This is a genomic window from Roseicyclus mahoneyensis (assembly GCF_003148775.1).
GTDB lineage: Bacteria > Pseudomonadota > Alphaproteobacteria > Rhodobacterales > Rhodobacteraceae > Roseicyclus > Roseicyclus mahoneyensis.
Genome location: NZ_QGGW01000020.1, coordinates 1 through 16,798, shown reverse-complemented (window position 1 = coordinate 16,798; position 16,798 = coordinate 1). Strand labels below are relative to the sequence as shown.

Below are 16,798 nucleotides of genomic sequence, written 5' to 3'. Positions count from 1 at the left end.
CCGGCTCGACGAGCTCCTGCCGTGGAACTGGACACCGGTCGCCGCCGCTCAGGCCGAGGCCGCCTAACCAACCGCGGTGCCAACCGGCCGGTTACTTTCGTGACACGGGTCAGACGGGCTTGTTCTTGCGCGTTTCCCCAGCTGGCTCGCGGACATTCATCGTAAAATCGCGCGGCTCTGACGGGCGGGTGCATAGCATCACGCTTGGAACATACCCTGATCTGTCCTTAAAAGACGCCCGCAAAAAGGCTGGCACCACGATTGCCGACATCAAAAGCGGCGCGAATATCAATGCCGTGAAACGCGAGCGCCGCACGGCGCATCTGGTCTCGCCAACACTGCGCGCCCTTCTGGAAGAGTATGAGGCCCGTCCCCAGAATAATAGGAAAATCTGGCAACCCGCTGGCCCCCGCACCCGAAAGAGCAGCGCACGGTCGCGCATCGAGTGTACCTTTGAAAAGCTCCTCGACCGGCCTGTTTCGACGATTTCCGAAGACGATCTTGCGCTTGCAATGCAGCGCTACAAACCGAAACGGCCGCAGAAGGGCAAAACAACCGCCAATGCCGGCATTTCCCGATCCCGAAGCTATCTCAAGCCCGTTCTCGACTGGGCCGCCGGGCGTGGCAGGTTCAAAAAGATTGGCGCAGGACGGATTCCAAAGATTGAAACACCGGATCTTGCGCTGACATTCGACCCCGCCGTGGAAGACCCCACTGTGGGGGATGTCCGTGAGCGCGTGCTCAATCAGGATGAACTGTCACGCTTGTTGCCGTTACTGACCTATCCGGCACCGGCGGGCTTCCCACGGAATATGCCACTGGAGCGTGATGTCCGCCCTGCCGCCTTGCGGTTCATCCTGCTGACCTTGGCACGCGTCGACGAAGTGTCATCGTTGCGGTGGCGCGATATCCTGTGGGACACAAAGGTCTGGTATAAGGGGGAAATCAAGACCCCCAACGGCCGACCCCGGTCGCAGAACCTGCCGCTGTCTGAGGCGGCGATTGAGCTGCTGAAGTCGCTCCCGGGATACAAGACTCAGAACCCCAATGCCCTCATCTTCCCCAATTCCAACGGCGGAAAACTGGGCAACTGGTTTCGCTTCACGGTCAATATGCAGGCCGAGGCAGGGCTGGAGCATTTCCATCGCCACGATCTGCGCCGCACTTCATCCACGATCCTGCGCGCCTTACGGGTTTCGCTCGCAACGATCGAGACGATTTTGGGTCACACACACCCCCTTCGTATTGAAAACGTGTCTGACTCGGCCAAGCATTACATGATTGCGACCCAAATCCTAAATGATGTGTCCGATCCCGTTCGGGACGCACTCGAATTGCTGTCCACTGTGTTAAACAGAATTGAGAACACAGGACGTAAAGACACATGATGCGGCCATAGGCCCGCAGACGTAGGTCAAGAAGACTTTGGTCATCGCGGCTGCCTTGGGTTTTCGAGTTCATCAAGGCGAGCGGCTGCACTGAAAACACCACTTCGGACATTCGCGTTACCGTCTGCATCCCGATAGATGTCTCGCAATAGGTCGAAAAGCGGATCGGCAGGCTCAAACCCGTCAGGCAGGCCGCGAATGCCGCGCACGATCTGCCAGTCGTTGAACCTCTGACGGAGTTCGTCGAACTGGCCAGCCTGCAAAGCTGCCACCACTTCAAGGATGGCTCCGCCGGGTCGTTCGAATGCGGATCGCTGTCCCCTCAGTCGTTCAAGAGCGTTTTGCTTTGAGACACGGTAGACCGCATTCGTTGCATCTAGCGCCTCAATCGCAGCGTCGATGTCGCCGCCCGCAAGCCGAACAAAGTAGAAGACGGGGAGCCATTGCCTCTGCACCTTTGCGGACAAGCAGATGTATTCGAGCGGTTCGCGAACAACGTCATGGCCGAGGTAAGCAAGCAAAACGGCATCGGCGTCCAGTGCTCGCCCCTCGATCCGTTCGACCACCTGACCCTCAGGGTCAACTGCATGAACATCGCCGATAAGGCGCAAAGCTGGTGCCCCGGCGCGTTCTTCAAACTCACCTTCGCGAATGAAATCGAGCTGATCGGCCAAGGCGCGGTCGATCAGAATACGCTTTGATCCAGCATCCAACTCGCCCTTTTTCGTATCCACGATCAATGCGCGATCCGCGCCAATTTCACTGAGGCGGGTCGCACTTGCCAACAATGTCTGCGTTGCAGCCCTGTCGCGTTCGCGCAGCATGGACAACAAGTCGCCAAACTTGATCTTTCCGGACTGCCCCGCATAGCGGAACAGGATCGTTCCGTCTTCAAGGCCGTTTGCATCACGGCACACGATCACGGGCGGGGTTGGATATTTCTCGACATGGATGAAGCCGACCGCATGACCGCCGACCTCGATAACATCCTTGGAAAAGGCTGGCGTAGGCGTCAGAAGGTTTTTCACCTTGTCTGTGATGCGGACGATGTCGGTATCTTGGAAGGCGGTGTCAGGCATCCCTGTTACATGGCACTCCGCGTCTTGCACGCCAATGAAAACAAAGCCGCCCCGATTGTTCGCCAATGCAGCAATCGCACGAACAACTGGTTCCATGCGGCGTGGGTCGAACTGCGCCTTGCACTCTTGATCCGAGGTCTCCCCGTCCGCAAGAAACCAGCCGCCGTCACGTTGCACGAAGCGGGCGAACGCCCTTTCAGCTAACGTCGGTTCACGCGGAACGCCAGCTTCGATCACCACCCCAACCTCGGCAGGCGAGAAGCCAGCAAGGAATGCGTCCAATGCGGCTTCCGTCGCCGCTGGCACTTCTGGGCCATAATCCCCGGCATTGATCCCGGTGATCCTCCCTGAGTTTACAGGCCGATCTTGCCGGTTAAAATAAAACTGGATGTCCCGGTTGCGCATTCCCCGGCGCAACATCGCCTTAATCAGGCCAATCTCTTCATCCGTGATACTTCTGCGCGGCATAATCGTACATTCCCATAAGGTATCATTCGCCGTCCGATTTCAGATACCCAAGTATCTGCTCAAGCTGTCGAAACACTTCATCGAATGTGAAAATCCGAACCCCGTGAGAGTTTTTTCGGAAAAGCTGGAATGAACGTCGTTGGTCTTTGTCCTGCGGCATGGTTCCAACGATCAAGACACAATCCACGTCGAAATCGGCCAGAGCATTCTCGCCCCACCATTCGTTGTCTTTCAGGTGCTGACCAAAGTTGGACACGAAGTGATAGCGTTGATCGAGAACCTGTGTGATACCCCCAGCCAGTTCATCGTGTGGCGCAAACACGCGATCTCGATAGGGGCTTGGTTTCAACAGGGGCGTTGAGGGTTTCTTGATTTCGATGAGCGCGGCATTGCTGCTGATGCTGTTCTTGACCAGAAAATCGCTGATCTTCTCTCCTTTGCCGTCGATCCTTCGCCCACCCACATAGGTCTGCCCGTTCACAAGGCGGATCGGATAGCCAAATGCGAACGATAGCATGAAGGGATCGGCTTCGAAAAACTTCTGCCACTCAGGCTCGCTTTGGTTCTGACCAAGCCGATGACGAAATTCATCGACAGCCCCCTCCAGACGGGACAGCTGCAAATCTGAAACCATCTTGTCGGTTGCCTCAGGCGCTTGGTTCGCGATGCTGCGCGCTGCCTTGCCGATCTCGGTAACAAGCACCTTCTGCGCCTTTGGGTCGCGATAGTCCGGATCCGCGGCAAAATCTTGAATGAGCTGGCGGATTTCGTTGCGCCCAAGTCGGAATGGCCGTGCTTTCTTTCCGGCGCCTTCTGCCAGTGCGTTGAAAACAGTCGTGTCCTTGACCTCGTTCTCGGCCTTTTTGGCCCGGCTGTCGATCCGCTTCACCTCAGCGCAGATTTGGCTAAACTTCTGCCGATCCACTTTGAATTCGCCTGCGGTGGCATCCCCATAGCCAATGTAGATCACCTTTTCATTTGTCAGGTCATGCAGCGCCCGCATAACCGACCGATAGCCTTGCTTGATGCCAAGCCCATAATCGAGCGAGATGATGAATTCGCCAGGCTGGGCCTCAACGAGCGAATGCACGGTGTGCTCGTCGGGCGGTATGGTCGGGTCATCCCAATCAAAGCTGATCCCGACGAGCCAAGTATACTTGTTCGTATAGCTGCCATCATCGTTCGGGGCCGTATAGAAGGGATGGATCATGAAACGTGCGTTGCGGGCGTCCAATGTCATGATAACGCAAGGGCTGGCATTGGTTTCGTCCAAGGCGAACCCGCGTGATTTCAGCTGTTCATTCGACGGCAGTAGCCAGACAACCCAGACTTGATCGTCACCCGGGACCTGCTCGATCTTGAGCGAGTATTCTCCTCGTGGCCGGGTCAATGGGTTGCCGAAATCGGGCTTCATGCCTTTGCTTTCCTCCCCCGTTTACCCTTGGCCGCGGCGGCGCGGGCCTCTTGTACATCGCTCCCAACCAAGGCTGCATGGCGACGGGTCATTCGCTCCCCGAATTGGCGCAACTTGATCAAACTGGTACTGGGGTCATCTTGAAAATAGCTCTCCGCAAGCTTGCCAAGGTTGGCAAGCTCGGGGTCCAACCCATCGAGAAAGTCAAAGTTACTAAGACGCTGATCCATCGTGCAATTTTTGCGCGAGCAGCCGTAGAATTGCAACGGGCGATAGGTGGGCCTTCGGAAAATTCATTCGGTGTCAGCCTTGCGGTGCATTGGGGTCAGAGGGTGGATCTGAAATCAGCACATGCGCCTCAGACAGAATCTCGTTGCCTTCCTTGACAATTTCACCCGGCAAATCAGGACGTTTCAACCAGCCAATCATGCGCCGCAGGAGAGGTTCGAGGTGGCGAAGAAGCCGATCCACCTTCGACAGTTTGGCCGACAATTCCGCATCCTTATGGGCAACCTCGGCTTGCGCCCGCGACAGTTCCCGTTGCTCTGCAGCAATCTCGGCCTTCGCCGCCTCTCGTTGGGCTAAAGTCGCTTGAACGACCTCGAGAGCATCGGCTTCGGCGGCCTTTGCCTTCGCCGTAATTTCGGCCGCTTCGGCGGCCTGTTCTTCCGTTTCCTGTTGCGCAGCGATCAAGTCAGCCTCTGCCCGCGCATTGGCCACTGCCAGCGCATGGCTCCGTTCCTCCATATGACGGAATTGGGCTTTGCGCCGCAACATTTTCTCATTCAGGGCCTCTGACTCAGCAGCCAGCCGTTGATTGCGGATATGCCGAAAGGCACCAACGATCTGTCCACCCGTCCGGGCGATTCTGGCATCTACCAGCACTTGCTCTGCCTCGGCCTGTCGTTGCCTCGTTTCCTCGACGGCACGTTTGCGGGATTTCTTGACGGTGGAGTTCGACACAAACGCCGCGTCTGCGAGTATGCCGTCCGCCGCATCGCGAGCCGATTTTTTGATCTTTGCCGCATCCTGCAGCGCCTTGCGCCGCTGCTCCCTGCGCCACTTACTCGGCGGCACATGGTCACGCGGGCTTGGCCCTTCCAGCCCTGCGGCCTTTGCGGCGCGGGCGGCTGCAGCCCGGCGCTCTCCACGATGGATGCCCATGTCCAGAAAGGCCTCGCCTGCGAGATCTTGCGCATGTTCATAATCGGCAAGGAGCGGGTTGGCCGAGGGTTGCAACAGCCGCTGACGCCCACGGTTCTGACTGACTTTTTCATTCCACACAGCGACGGCGAAGTGCAGATGCACGGCCTCTTCATCCACGTGAACCGTCACTTCCCTCAACTGCCCAGCAGGGAAATGCGTCTGCAGGAACTCCACGCCCCGGTCGACAAATCGGGACACCCGGTCGGGGTCCCATTCCTCTGGCCCGGCGCCGCCGAACCACTGCTTGTTGACAGTCAAGATACCTTCACGGAGCGGCCCCTCTTGCGTGAATTTCCACGGGTCAACCGGCCCACGGCGGCGCAAGGCCTCCGCTTCTTTCCAGCGGCCTTTGGCTTCACGAGCAGCAATTTCATTAAGGTGATTGTTTCGTTTCGCAGTGGCGATCTCTGCGATCAAGACGTCAATCCAATCCTCGTCACCAATAACGCGATAATTCTGTGGACTCAGGTCATGGCGGATATGGCTCAGATCCCCACCCGCTCGCTGATCATGCATTTCCCTTCTCCTGAGCACCCGGGGGAAAAACGACGCAAAACGCAGGACAGCCGGGGCAGTTGCAAGGCAGCCCTTGTTTGCGGGATGATCGAATTTCGTATGGACAGACATGCGCGAATTCCAGTTGGTCTTGTTTGACTGGATTGTCCGCGCGCTGCGTGAAAAACCGCAGAGGAATTTTCAGGGATTGCCCGGATGGTTACTCACTATTGTTTTTGCAGCCCCGGTAGCCCGGTGCCGCAAAAACAATGCTCGCAATGGGGATACCCCCTTGACCCCTTCTCGCGATAAATCCTCGCCTGACGGCTTGGACTTATCGCTGCGACCAGCAACGTGCTGGACCCGTGAACCCTGTTTTTGGATGGATTGTCCTTTGTTTGAGGTTTGGCTTTGACTTTCTGGCTGTCCTTTTGCTCTTGGTTGACCCAGTTGATCACTTCAAGAATACCTTGGACCGCAATAGCTCACATATGCCATAGCGTGGTGCTTCCAATGTTCATATGGCGAGGCTCCCTACCCCTTCTTAACAGGCATTGCCGCAATCTTACGCGCCCGAGAAATCACATCCTCCTCGTCGGTTACCTTGGCTATTTCCGCTTCAACCCTCTTGAAGATCGGGATGTACACGTGATCATGGATCACCAAGCGGGCCATAAGTTCCAGATATCTTTCCCAATCCGCCAAAGTTGGCTTGATCTTCGCAGGCTTCACGTTGTGCCCACGCACATGGGCTGCGTCGGGGTGATCTTCGGGAATGGTTCTCTCAAATTTTTTCATGGCACCATGGTCCTTTGTTGAAACCGTTAATCCGGGCGCCAGCAGTTCAGCGCCATGCCTAGGATGGGCTGGAACACGAAAGGAGCGGGGGGCTACATCATCGTCGATGAAGGCAACCAGATTTTACATGATGTGCGACAGGTGGTTTCGGAATCGAAACCAGAGAAAATTATTCTATATCAGTAAATTAGATCCAATTATGCAGTATAGTTAATATGAAAGCGGGTTTGTGGGAGACCGAAATATCTGCGATATCGGGCCGTGTTGAAATTTGATGTTCAATTATTGATATTTGTCGAAGGTAGTACTCTCACCAGCATCGTGACGGTTTCCAAAACAAAATTATCCGGAATTCGCATTATCAAATCCTCCATAATGCGCAGCCGATCTCTCATCCCTTCGATGCGTGTTTCCATCCGACGTATTTCAGATGCAATTTGCCCCTCAGTCATTTGGATCTGTTGCTTGTCCTGAACGTTGCGTGACCGTAGTTGTGTGATATTCATCTGCTTCCATCGGACGTAAGTCTCAGTCTCGGATGTGAGGATTTGCCGTCGGTTAGAAAAGACGCTCAACGTCGCTTGGCGCTGCCTCGCATGGCGCTCTCGCTGCTCTTGGACCATCTCTTGCTCCAAGCCTGCAATAATCTTCTGGGCTTCGCGGACCGGTCGGATCGTTTGCTGAATTTGCTGGTTCGTTGTTTGCCGACAGCCATCGCTCAAGAAGGCTTGAACAATCTTGTCTGGCATTTTTTGTAAAGAGCCATCATCTGCAATAACAAGACAAGTGGTCTTGACCGCATCAGGAAACAGGGTCGAAAGCCAGCGACGGTCAGACAGTCGACCAATCCGGATAGCAGGAGCATCAGACGGATTAGCCTTGAGATGCCGGTCGAGGAACATCGATGGCCGCGACGCTGTCCGGAAGAAGAGAAGCGTCTTACCTGTCAACTCGGATGCCACTTCATTATCGGAAAGATAAACTCCCATAGGCTTTGGCGAAATGGGCTGCGTCCTTGCCTTGAGGTAAGCTTGGCGGACAAGGTCGTCATGCAGGTCGTCGCCGGTCGAGAAAAAACGCGCACGTCTTCCAATTTGCTCCCATGGCAGAATTACATCCTTTTTTGGTGGGCGCCCGAGCCGATCGCGACGCCACCGGAATATCTCGGGCTCACGCGTCGTCATTGCACCAAGATTGTAGGGGCAGTTTTCAATCAGTCTTGGCAATGCAAGTGAGGCCACCCGCTCGCTGTCATTCACTTTGGGAAATGCCCCATGAAAGCCACCACTTCCATGCAAGAGGCGCAGCCAAATATTTCCCATGCTATCTGAAGCACGAACCTTCCCGATGATTTCTGTGATTTCACCCTGCTTGTTTTGCTCGACAGGAGACATGTTTTCGGCAGTGACACTCAGGCCAAAAGACAATTCGTTTTTCAATGCGATCGCGGCTTCCTTGAATCCAGCTCGCCCGGCTGCGGCTTCTGTAATGATACTATCGATACGTCGGGACAGGGCTTCGTCGAGGTACGGCAGAGGTCGTTCAAAAACGTCGAGCAGATCGAGGGCCTCTAGCACCCTCTCATCCGCAGAGCCCGCGACCACCATACGCCATATGCCTATTGTACCGACGCTCCGATCCTTTAAATAGGCGGTCAACCCGCCGGAACGCAGGCGGTCCAGACGGCCGATCAACTGATCAATGCGCATGGCCTGCCATGGCAGGTTGTAAAAGATCATATCCGAGGCGACGTTGTGCAGGTTGAGGCCCGCTTCAACGAATTCCTCCATAATAAGTACAGTGGCTTGGCTCTCTACCGCGCCCACGACATCGACCAAGTCCGTATTGTGACGCCCTCGCATGGTGGCAATACCATCGTTCGCCAAATGCGGAAAAAGTTCCGACAGTCGCCGTTCCAACATATCCACTGTAGGCGTGTCACCAGCGACGATAACGACGCGTCGTTTAGGGTCGCCTTGCCAAAAACCGATAAGAATGTCGCAGAGGTCATCGAAAAGTGCATTGCCGGGATTACGGGAAAGCGTTGTCTCCAGATCGTCACGCAAGTCTGAATATGCCGAGAACGTCCGATGGCGCAGGATGCCACGCAGACTCGATCCAGCCCGAAACATCTGGCGGCACTGCAGCCACGGTGCCTGTTCGAGCGGAGCTTCCCCACCGTCACGACAGGCTGCATTCTGAAGCATGACCCTCGGCATCTCGGCGTCGGAGGCCGTGGTTCGGATGGTATGCACCTTGCGTACGGGTGCAATACCCGGCCATTGGCTGCGTGTCTGTCGTAATATCCGCCGATCTGCGGCGAAAGCCGTTCTGAAAACGTCAGCAGACAGGGTGCCATCCGAAACACGTTGCCTTGCGGCGGCAGCTTCTTCAGCGAGATAATCAAGCGGTTCGCGACCAAGAAGATTGGCGATCTCGGTCCGTTCGGGTTCGATGGCCCCAATAACGGCGCGCGCCCATTCAGTGTTGCCGAGCCGCGGTGTGGCAGTGAGCAGAAGAACGTGCCTAAATCGCGGAGCGTCTCGGCGCTCGCGACAGAGGCTCGAAAGGAATGCAGCGTCCTCGAGGTTCAGGGCGTGAATTTCGTCGACAATCAGCATGTCGTAGTTTTCCGGGGACGGCCGCGCAGGCTGCCTGCGGATCATGTCGGCCCTGATGATGTGGACATAACCCTCACCCTCGGGACGCTCCACGTTTTCGTCTTCGTCGGATAGGATGCTGGCGGCAATGTGTCCGCGTGCCGACAGCTCAACCTGCCACTGATAACAAATGCGCTCCGGTGCAACGATGGCCACCCGCAAAGAGGGATCGCGCCGCCGCAGGATATTAAGAATCATCAGCGCCTGTACGGTTTTTCCCATGCCGACTTCATCCGCAAGCAGATGGCGTACCTCTGTGTCGGCCAAGATGCGGCGCAAGTTTTCTATCTGATGTGGATACGGATCAGCTGCGACCCCAAGTGCGCCGCCCATTTCCCATGACTCGGCGGCGACGAGTCGCTCAAGGGCGTGAAAGCCCGATTGGGTTAAGTGAAGGGCACTCATTGAAGGCCAACACTTGTCGTGGCGCGATAGCGCAAGGCTGTGTATCGCACGGCGCGGGCTGTGAAACGGTCTGCACCAAAGCGCAGCAGTCGGCCGCGCCATTCCGGATCATCCATGACGCGTTCTGGCGCGAGGAACATTTGCAACAGAGCGCGCAGATCAGCAGGGGTTATCCAGCGGCCACTGCGAGACTGAACGTCTGAATGGCTCGAAACCAAAGCCGCAATAAGGTCATCCAGATGGCTGGTTTCGTATGGGACCCGTTCAAGGCTGCGCGCACGCAAGGATGGCAGTATCAGCGCAGTCAGCTCAGGAAGCCGTGCCGCTTCGCGGGCCCGCACCACCAGCTTTTGCCAGAGTCCATCAGCGTTACCGGCATCGAACTCCAATTCAGATCCTCCCGCCGAAACCGATTTTTCTGACAGTTTCTCCCAGGCATCGAGTACCGCATCGTCCAATTCGGGCCACATCTCGCCGTCAGGGACGACGATTAAGTCCGGCTTGGGCAGCACGCGACGAAAGCCGTCCTCCAGAAAAGCGACCAAGTCGCGCTTCTCGTCTTCCGTCAGCGGGGAGAAAGCCGTTGTGTCACAGACAAGGCCTTCCTTGACTGCCTCCGCGACAAGACGTTGGTGGAAGCTCGTGCCGAGCCCACGACAGGCCTTTTCTGTCTTCAGCCAGAGATCACCACAAAAAGCGGCAACCAGTCGGTCCTCCACTTGCCTGCTTGCGTTTGCTCGAAGGGCTTCACCAATCGCAGTCTCGGCCGTCGCGAGGCTCCAGCAAAAATAGGATTCCAATCCTTTTGTCAGAGAGCAGCCACCAGCCCCCGTCTCAGACAAACGCAGGATCTGGTCCGACATTGCACGGGGCAGCCCCGCCAATGACATGCCGGCAGTGGGTTCTTCCAGAATGCAATTTCTCAGGGAGCTGTCGCCCGAAGCATTTGGGCAGAGCAGCCTGTAAGCTGCTAACGGGTTCTCTGGCTCAGAATCCCGCTGAAGGAATGATGTGCAGGATTTAAGTGGATCGCATACAAGTGATCCTTTCGGCTCTTGGCCTTTTCCGATCCATTGACCACTGCTTTTCTGGTACAGCCATTCCGGTTCTGGCGATGTCAAAGTCCAGGATCGGTCGTCCAGCCCTGCCACGTGGACCCTCAGCCTCGCGTGCATGCCGCCACCACTCCAGAGCCGTGCTGCAGCCCGCATTTCGAGGAACTCAGGTCGATCAAAACCCAGTCTTGCGGGCGCAGTCATTGCACGAATGGAAACAGACCTGGACTGGCCGTTACTGGATTCGAGCGTGCAATGGATGTCGACATCGTGAAGCGCGATGGGCGAAGACAGATGCAACGCACCTGCCCCTCGTGCAATTTCCGAAAGGCCAATGCTTTCTGGCTGAAGTGAGAGGGTAACCGGTTCAGGCGGTTCCAACTCGCGGAACACCAGATCAATGGGTGGGATCTTGGACATACCTGCAGAGGAAAGGGTCCAGATACCTTCCGTCATCGGAAGCGCATTCCAGCGTTTTTCAGATAGCGAGAACTCGATGGTTTCCGCCCCGTCCAAGCGCTCTGCGACAATCATAAAGGGTATCCTCGGCAGCGCCTGTATCGGGCGTCCGGACGCCTGACCAACAGTGGTGCCGTCATGATGCAGGGTCAGACCACCCCGGAATTCGACAATCGGCTCGGCTTCGACATGAAGGCCGTGCCTTGCCAGTACCTTATCGCCATCCGGTGTTCCGCTCACGAAATGATATAGACCGTCTCCCCATTCGTCGGGTGTCAGTCCATCGAGAACAAGTTCGTAGAATGAAATTCCCGATGTCACTCTGTCGGAGGGTAACAGTTGCGTTTGGTAGCCATCATCGCCCTCATCACGAAAAAGCAACCCCGGAGCAGGAACGATTGCTGCTTCCAGCCATTCGGGAATATCGAGCTCGATGAGGCGCGGCCGGGGAACCTCGCAACTTGGGCGTCCGATGAACAGAATATCTCCGCCAAGAAAACTCTCAAGTGTGGTTGATCTTGCGCCGACATTGACGGTCAGGTTCGACAATGGAACATCAAGCTCAGACCTGACAGCTTCAATCTCTGCGGGAGCCAGTTTCGGCCCCCTGACACCTAGGCCTCGGGCTTCAGCGTCATCGAGCAAGAGTTCGTACCTTGCCTTCGGAAGGCTGCCGAGCCCATGATGCATGGCAATCCGTCGAGCCCTGATGATGCGCTCAAGGCGCCTGACTTCGCCCTCGGAACGCAGATCATTTCCAAGGCGCTGCATGAAACCCCGCTCCATGCTTAATTCGCCAATGCGGCCCGACACGAGGTAGCCAATCACCGAAAGCGCAAGATCATCATCCTGAAGCCATGACTCGAGCCGTCGGGACCCGAAGCCACGCGCAAGTTCGCGCAGGCTAGGCAATGTGGCACGGGTTACGCCTATGCCACGGGTCTGGCCGAGAAACTCCCTGACCAAGCGTGCCAATGATCCGTGTATCTCTCGCGGCACCATTGCATTGCGGACGGGCCACGCAATGTGCGGGAAGACCGAAGTCCAAGCATCCTCAAGCGGTCGCGCCGTACCGTATTGCTTTGCGCAGTACCGGAACATATCGGAGATCACGCTCCGTTGAGGCATGGGTATCTCGACTTTGATCGCGGATTCAACCATCGGCCAAAAGTCTGTACCAGTCCCTCTGTATTGGTAGCCGATTTCAGTGACTGTCACGCAAAGTGAAAGCGGGAAATCTTCCCAAGCCCGTTTTGCGAACTGCTGCCGCTCAGCCCTTTGGGCCACAATGTAGAACAATTCCTCGAGTTGATCACGGGCAAGGCCATGTTCAATCAGGTAAACAGCACCACCACCCCGTTGCAGGGACAGGTCCGAAAAAAATCCCGCCAGCATGTTCTCACTGGCCAACAAGTCGTTCATCTCTTCATTTCGTTATGCAGATGCCAATGATATTGCTATATTTTTGTTACGGTTCGTGGCACTTTTCAACAAGCATACCATCACTTTGGGACAAACAAACCGCGAAATGCAAAACACTGACACCGACACGCTGGACGCCCTCGCTCCAAGCCAGAAACTTGCGGCACAACTGCGTAGGGACCTTCATGACCTTGGTGCAGTGCCAGAGTCTCGTGCGGTCACAAGTCTTGGATCCGCTGCAGTCGCAGACGGCATCTCTGAAGTTGACGCGAATGTTCTGGCGAAGGTCGTCGTGTCTACGCTGATCAAATGTGGAGACATTGGCTCTGGTCAATCATATGGCGACAAGGTTTTGCTCAAGAGACGGGCGGTATCGGTGCTGTATAGTGGCGATCAGTGTGTTCTACTCGGCGGCGACCCTTCGCAAGGCGAGCCTCACGGTCTGTTGCGGGTCACAGATGAACTCCCAAACGATGTCTTTGGTTTGATCGACGCGGCTGGGGTACTTTCTGATGCTGACCTTTCTGCACTTTGGCAGGTTCTGGAAGCAAGGATCTGGTCTATAAATGCCGCCTGCTCAGATGCCGTAACGCGAGTGTTGTGCCTCGCAGGCGTTCTGCCCGGCAGTCCGGTCCCCCAAGACGCTTCAAACTGGCTCAGTGAGCATTTTCCGCCGCCCCGCAAGGAGGGCAAAGCGGCAGATCCGTCGCAGATGACTGTCATCGAGCGTCCAGCAAGTGCAAGGCAGATCGTCACTGCCGGACCGGGCAGCGGCAAGACACATACTGCCACCGACCGCGTCATTCATCTGGTTCGAGAAGGGATTCCTCCAGCGCGCATCCGACTCATTACCTTCACTCGGGTGGCGGCCGATGAAATCGGGCGGCGTATTTCGGAGGCATTGAGCGAACATACCTACGCTGCCGGTGTCATGTGCGGAACCATAGACTCGATGGCATGGCATCTCGTGACATCGCTTGGGGAGGCGCCTCCTGGGGGGCATGAGCGCATCATCCGCGCTGCGCACAAGTTCATGGCAGACGGTGACCAAGCCATGATTGATCAATTGTCCCGCATCTCGCACCTTGTAATCGACGAAGCGCAGGACATCGTCGGTGACCGGCGCATCTTCTGTCGTGCCTTGATTGACGCCCTGCCAGCAAGCGTAGGGGTGACAGTGTTGGGTGACGGCGCACAGGCGATTTATGGGTCATGGGCCGGCGACAAAAGCAGAAGCGGGTCTCTCCATGACGAGTTTTGCGACCAGGGTAACTGGGAAAATCACGAACTTACCTCGAACCATCGGACGCGGTCACCTGCCTTGCAACGTTTCTTCAAGGAGGCGAGGCTGCTGCTCGAAACTGCGGGAGACCCGCATACGATCTACCTAACGCTCCGCGAAATGCTCGAGGATGTGGCCACGGATCCGAATGTGGGTCTGAATGGAAAGGTTTTTCCTTGGAAAGATGATAGCCTGATGCTTTTCCGCGGGCGGGCCGCGACAATGGCAGCTTCTGCCCGGCTGACCCATAGCGCCCGTGTGCATCGCCTGAAACTGTCGGGCCAGACGTCGATTTGTGATCCTCTGGTGGGTGCGATTTGCGCCGGGCTCGCTCCAAATGCGTCACTTCAACTGGAACATGTGCGGCGACGCTTGGCCGACCTCCATCCTCAGCCCCTTGTTTCGACCGAGGCGGGCATTCTGGCCGATCTACAGGCCCTCGGGAATGGACCTGCGGCACGTCTGCAAGACATCGGGGAAATGATCGATCGACAGCCCGTCGAATACACACGTGATTATGTTGGCACTGCTGGTCCGCTGCTGGGTTCCATCCACGGTGCGAAAGGCAGAGAGGCCGCAAACGTCCTGCTCATGTTGCCCCCTGTTCCATCCGGTGATGACGTTGACTGGCTGGAGGAAGCCCGTGTCCTGTTTGTTGGCGCAACGCGGGCTTCGCTGAACCTGTACCTTGGAAGGACGCCGTCAGGGGCCGTTCAGGATGGACGACACGGCAGCCGTTGGCTGCGAGGCCGCGACGGAGGCCTTCTTGTGTCGGGGGTAGAGGGACTGCGCCCTCTTCCCGGGGTCGCACCGGCGCTTTCCGTATGGGAAGCCGCATTTCAGCAGCCGAGCTGCTCTTTCCGGCGAGCAGGACCCGAGGAGGGATCGCCTTGGCATCTTGTCACGGCATCGGGGGAAACTCTTGCGGAGGTAGGCAGCACTCTGGCCGACAATCTCGATTATATTGAAGCTACGCGAGGCAGGCTTGCCTCAAATACTATGCGAATTGTTGGGGCTACGACGGTGGTTGACCGTCGCAGCGATGGCAAGATCACCGCAGTAACACTTCTGCCAGTCCTCATGGGCGTTGCGCGGGGTCGGGGAAGCAAAGCGAATGACGATGACAGATAACTCCGTAGATGCTGCGCGTCGGCGGATGGTTGAGCGCCTCCGGCAGGATCTAATGGGGCCTCTGACCGAAGATGAAATCCTGCACGACAGCCCGTCGGAAATTTATATGACCGGCATCCTTTTCGCCCAGAAGAACCCTCTTGGCGCTGAAGAGGCCGAAGAGGCGATTATCGCGTCGGACGAGGAAGAAGAGGCCGTGTCCCGTGTTCCGCCAGACACATTCCGCCCAAGCTCTGCAGGCTTGTCATTCGCAGTGCGCCCAAAGGATGGCGAGAGTGTTCTTCTTGTTCTGGATATTTCGGCTGCCCGATATGTGGCCCGTCCGCGTGCCGAGAAAGACAATGGGCGGGCAGGCTTCGATTGGGTGCGACAGCCTATGACAGCACGGAAATCCATCGAACTGCCACGGGACCTGAACGGCAAATACAGCATATCGGAAATCCCGGACCTTTCCCTATGGGTGCGTGGGCGCAGATACGGCGATCTTTATCTTGTGACAGTCATCATGCTGAACGAGAACGTGATGCCCGAGAAAGCTGAGCGTGGTTTGCGAGATATCGGGAACCTGTATCAAGTCGGATTCAGTGTTGAGGCGGATCCAGATTTCGCTGCGATCGTTCCACGTCCGGATCCGGTACAGCAGATGGCAGATGACGACCGCGCGACTGCAACGCTGCTGTATCGCGATGAACCAGACTACGGCGCCGGGCATACCTGTTCCATCCGAAGTGACTACCTTCCGGATGGAACCGTACGCTTGTCGACCGAGTGGCTTCCGGCATCTTTGGTCAGATCCCCTGGGCCATTGGGCGACCCTGTCCATTTCGGAAGGCTTGTCGAGACCAGGCTTGAAGGGGCGTTGGGGTCGGAGTGGCTTTCAATTGCGTCGTCAGCGGATGTTTGCGCTGCGCTGGATGGGCTGTGCGATTGCTATGCTGAATGGATTTCCTCGCAGGAAAAGGAGTTGAATACGCTTTCATCCGGGCTTCAAGGAACGGCGGTGCGTCATCTGGATGAATGTCGAAAAGCCTTGATGCGCATGCAGGGTGGGGTCGACTTGTTACGTGATGACGGCCCCGAAATGATCGCTTTCCGGCTCGCGAACCGAGCGCTCTGGCTACAAAATGAATGGAAGCGAAAGAGCAATCCCCGTCTGTCTTCGCTGGTGTGGCGGCCGTTTCAGATGGCCTTCGTGCTGCTTTGCATGGCATCGGCTGGTGACAGAGATCACCCGGATCGAGGCGTAATGGACTTGCTCTGGTTCCCCACGGGAGGCGGCAAGACCGAAGCCTATCTGCTCCTGACGGCTTACTCGATTTTCCTCCGGCGTCAGCAGGGTGGTGAGGAGACAGAAGGCGTCACTGTCATGATGCGGTATACGCTGCGATTGTTGACTGAGCTACTCCCCAACTCTTGGACAGATTCCGAGGGTGATTTAAGCTACTGCCTGGACCTGCTGATCGGTTTGGGTTGCGTTGAAGTAGACCACGGCGGGCGGCTGTCCGCCATGGGCGGCATGGGGCCGCTGGTGGTTGT

The 16,798-nt window shown here is 56.6% G+C and carries 9 protein-coding genes and 1 pseudogene; 3 read left to right on the top strand and 7 right to left on the bottom strand.

Annotation, left to right across the window (positions count from 1 at the left end; genetic code table 11):
- The first annotated feature begins 119 nt into the window (after positions 1–119).
- Positions 120–1,388: a tyrosine-type recombinase/integrase gene (locus C7455_RS19555; protein ID WP_109671126.1), complete on the top strand. Its 1,269-nt coding sequence runs from the start codon at positions 120–122 to the stop codon at positions 1,386–1,388.
- Positions 1,389–1,429: 41 nt separating this feature from the next.
- Here the strand turns inward: C7455_RS19555 and C7455_RS19550 are convergent, their stop codons facing one another.
- The 7 genes from C7455_RS19550 to C7455_RS20010 all read right to left on the bottom strand — a co-directional run bounded on the left by C7455_RS19550 (position 1,430) and on the right by C7455_RS20010 (position 12,849).
- Positions 1,430–2,935 (bottom strand): AlbA family DNA-binding domain-containing protein, encoded by a 1,506-nt coding sequence (locus C7455_RS19550; RefSeq protein ID WP_109671125.1) that lies wholly within the window; start codon positions 2,933–2,935, stop codon positions 1,430–1,432.
- A 22-nt stretch (positions 2,936–2,957) separates the two neighbouring features.
- Complete coding sequence (locus C7455_RS19545; RefSeq protein ID WP_109671123.1) at positions 2,958–4,349, bottom strand: Shedu immune nuclease family protein; 1,392 nt, start codon at positions 4,347–4,349, stop codon at positions 2,958–2,960.
- Positions 4,346–4,579, bottom strand: a complete 234-nt coding sequence (locus tag C7455_RS19540; RefSeq protein ID WP_109671122.1) for a hypothetical protein — start codon at positions 4,577–4,579, stop codon at positions 4,346–4,348. The genes C7455_RS19545 and C7455_RS19540 overlap by 4 nt, the downstream gene beginning before the upstream one ends.
- A gap of 73 nt (positions 4,580–4,652) precedes the next feature.
- Positions 4,653–6,182, bottom strand: coding sequence for a plasmid recombination protein (locus tag C7455_RS20015; protein WP_146200058.1), 1,530 nt, complete (start codon positions 6,180–6,182; stop codon positions 4,653–4,655).
- A gap of 402 nt (positions 6,183–6,584) precedes the next feature.
- Complete coding sequence (locus tag C7455_RS19525; protein WP_109671117.1) at positions 6,585–6,848, bottom strand: hypothetical protein; 264 nt, start codon at positions 6,846–6,848, stop codon at positions 6,585–6,587.
- 278 nt (positions 6,849–7,126) lie between these two features.
- Positions 7,127–9,913: an SNF2-related protein gene (locus C7455_RS19520; RefSeq protein WP_170119167.1), complete on the bottom strand. Its 2,787-nt coding sequence runs from the start codon at positions 9,911–9,913 to the stop codon at positions 7,127–7,129.
- Positions 9,910–12,849, bottom strand: a complete 2,940-nt coding sequence (locus C7455_RS20010; protein WP_146200057.1) for a hypothetical protein — start codon at positions 12,847–12,849, stop codon at positions 9,910–9,912. Before C7455_RS20010 ends, C7455_RS19520 begins: the two co-directional genes overlap by 4 nt.
- Here C7455_RS20010 and C7455_RS19510 point away from each other — a divergent pair.
- A complete protein-coding gene (locus C7455_RS19510) occupies positions 12,821–15,262 on the top strand; it encodes a UvrD-helicase domain-containing protein (protein WP_109671112.1) in 2,442 nt (813 codons plus the stop codon). The two genes, C7455_RS20010 and C7455_RS19510, sit on opposite strands and share 29 nt — an antisense overlap.
- A pseudogene (locus C7455_RS19505) lies at positions 15,246–16,798 on the top strand (hypothetical protein); the annotation flags it as partial. The gene C7455_RS19510 and the pseudogene C7455_RS19505, both read left to right, overlap by 17 nt.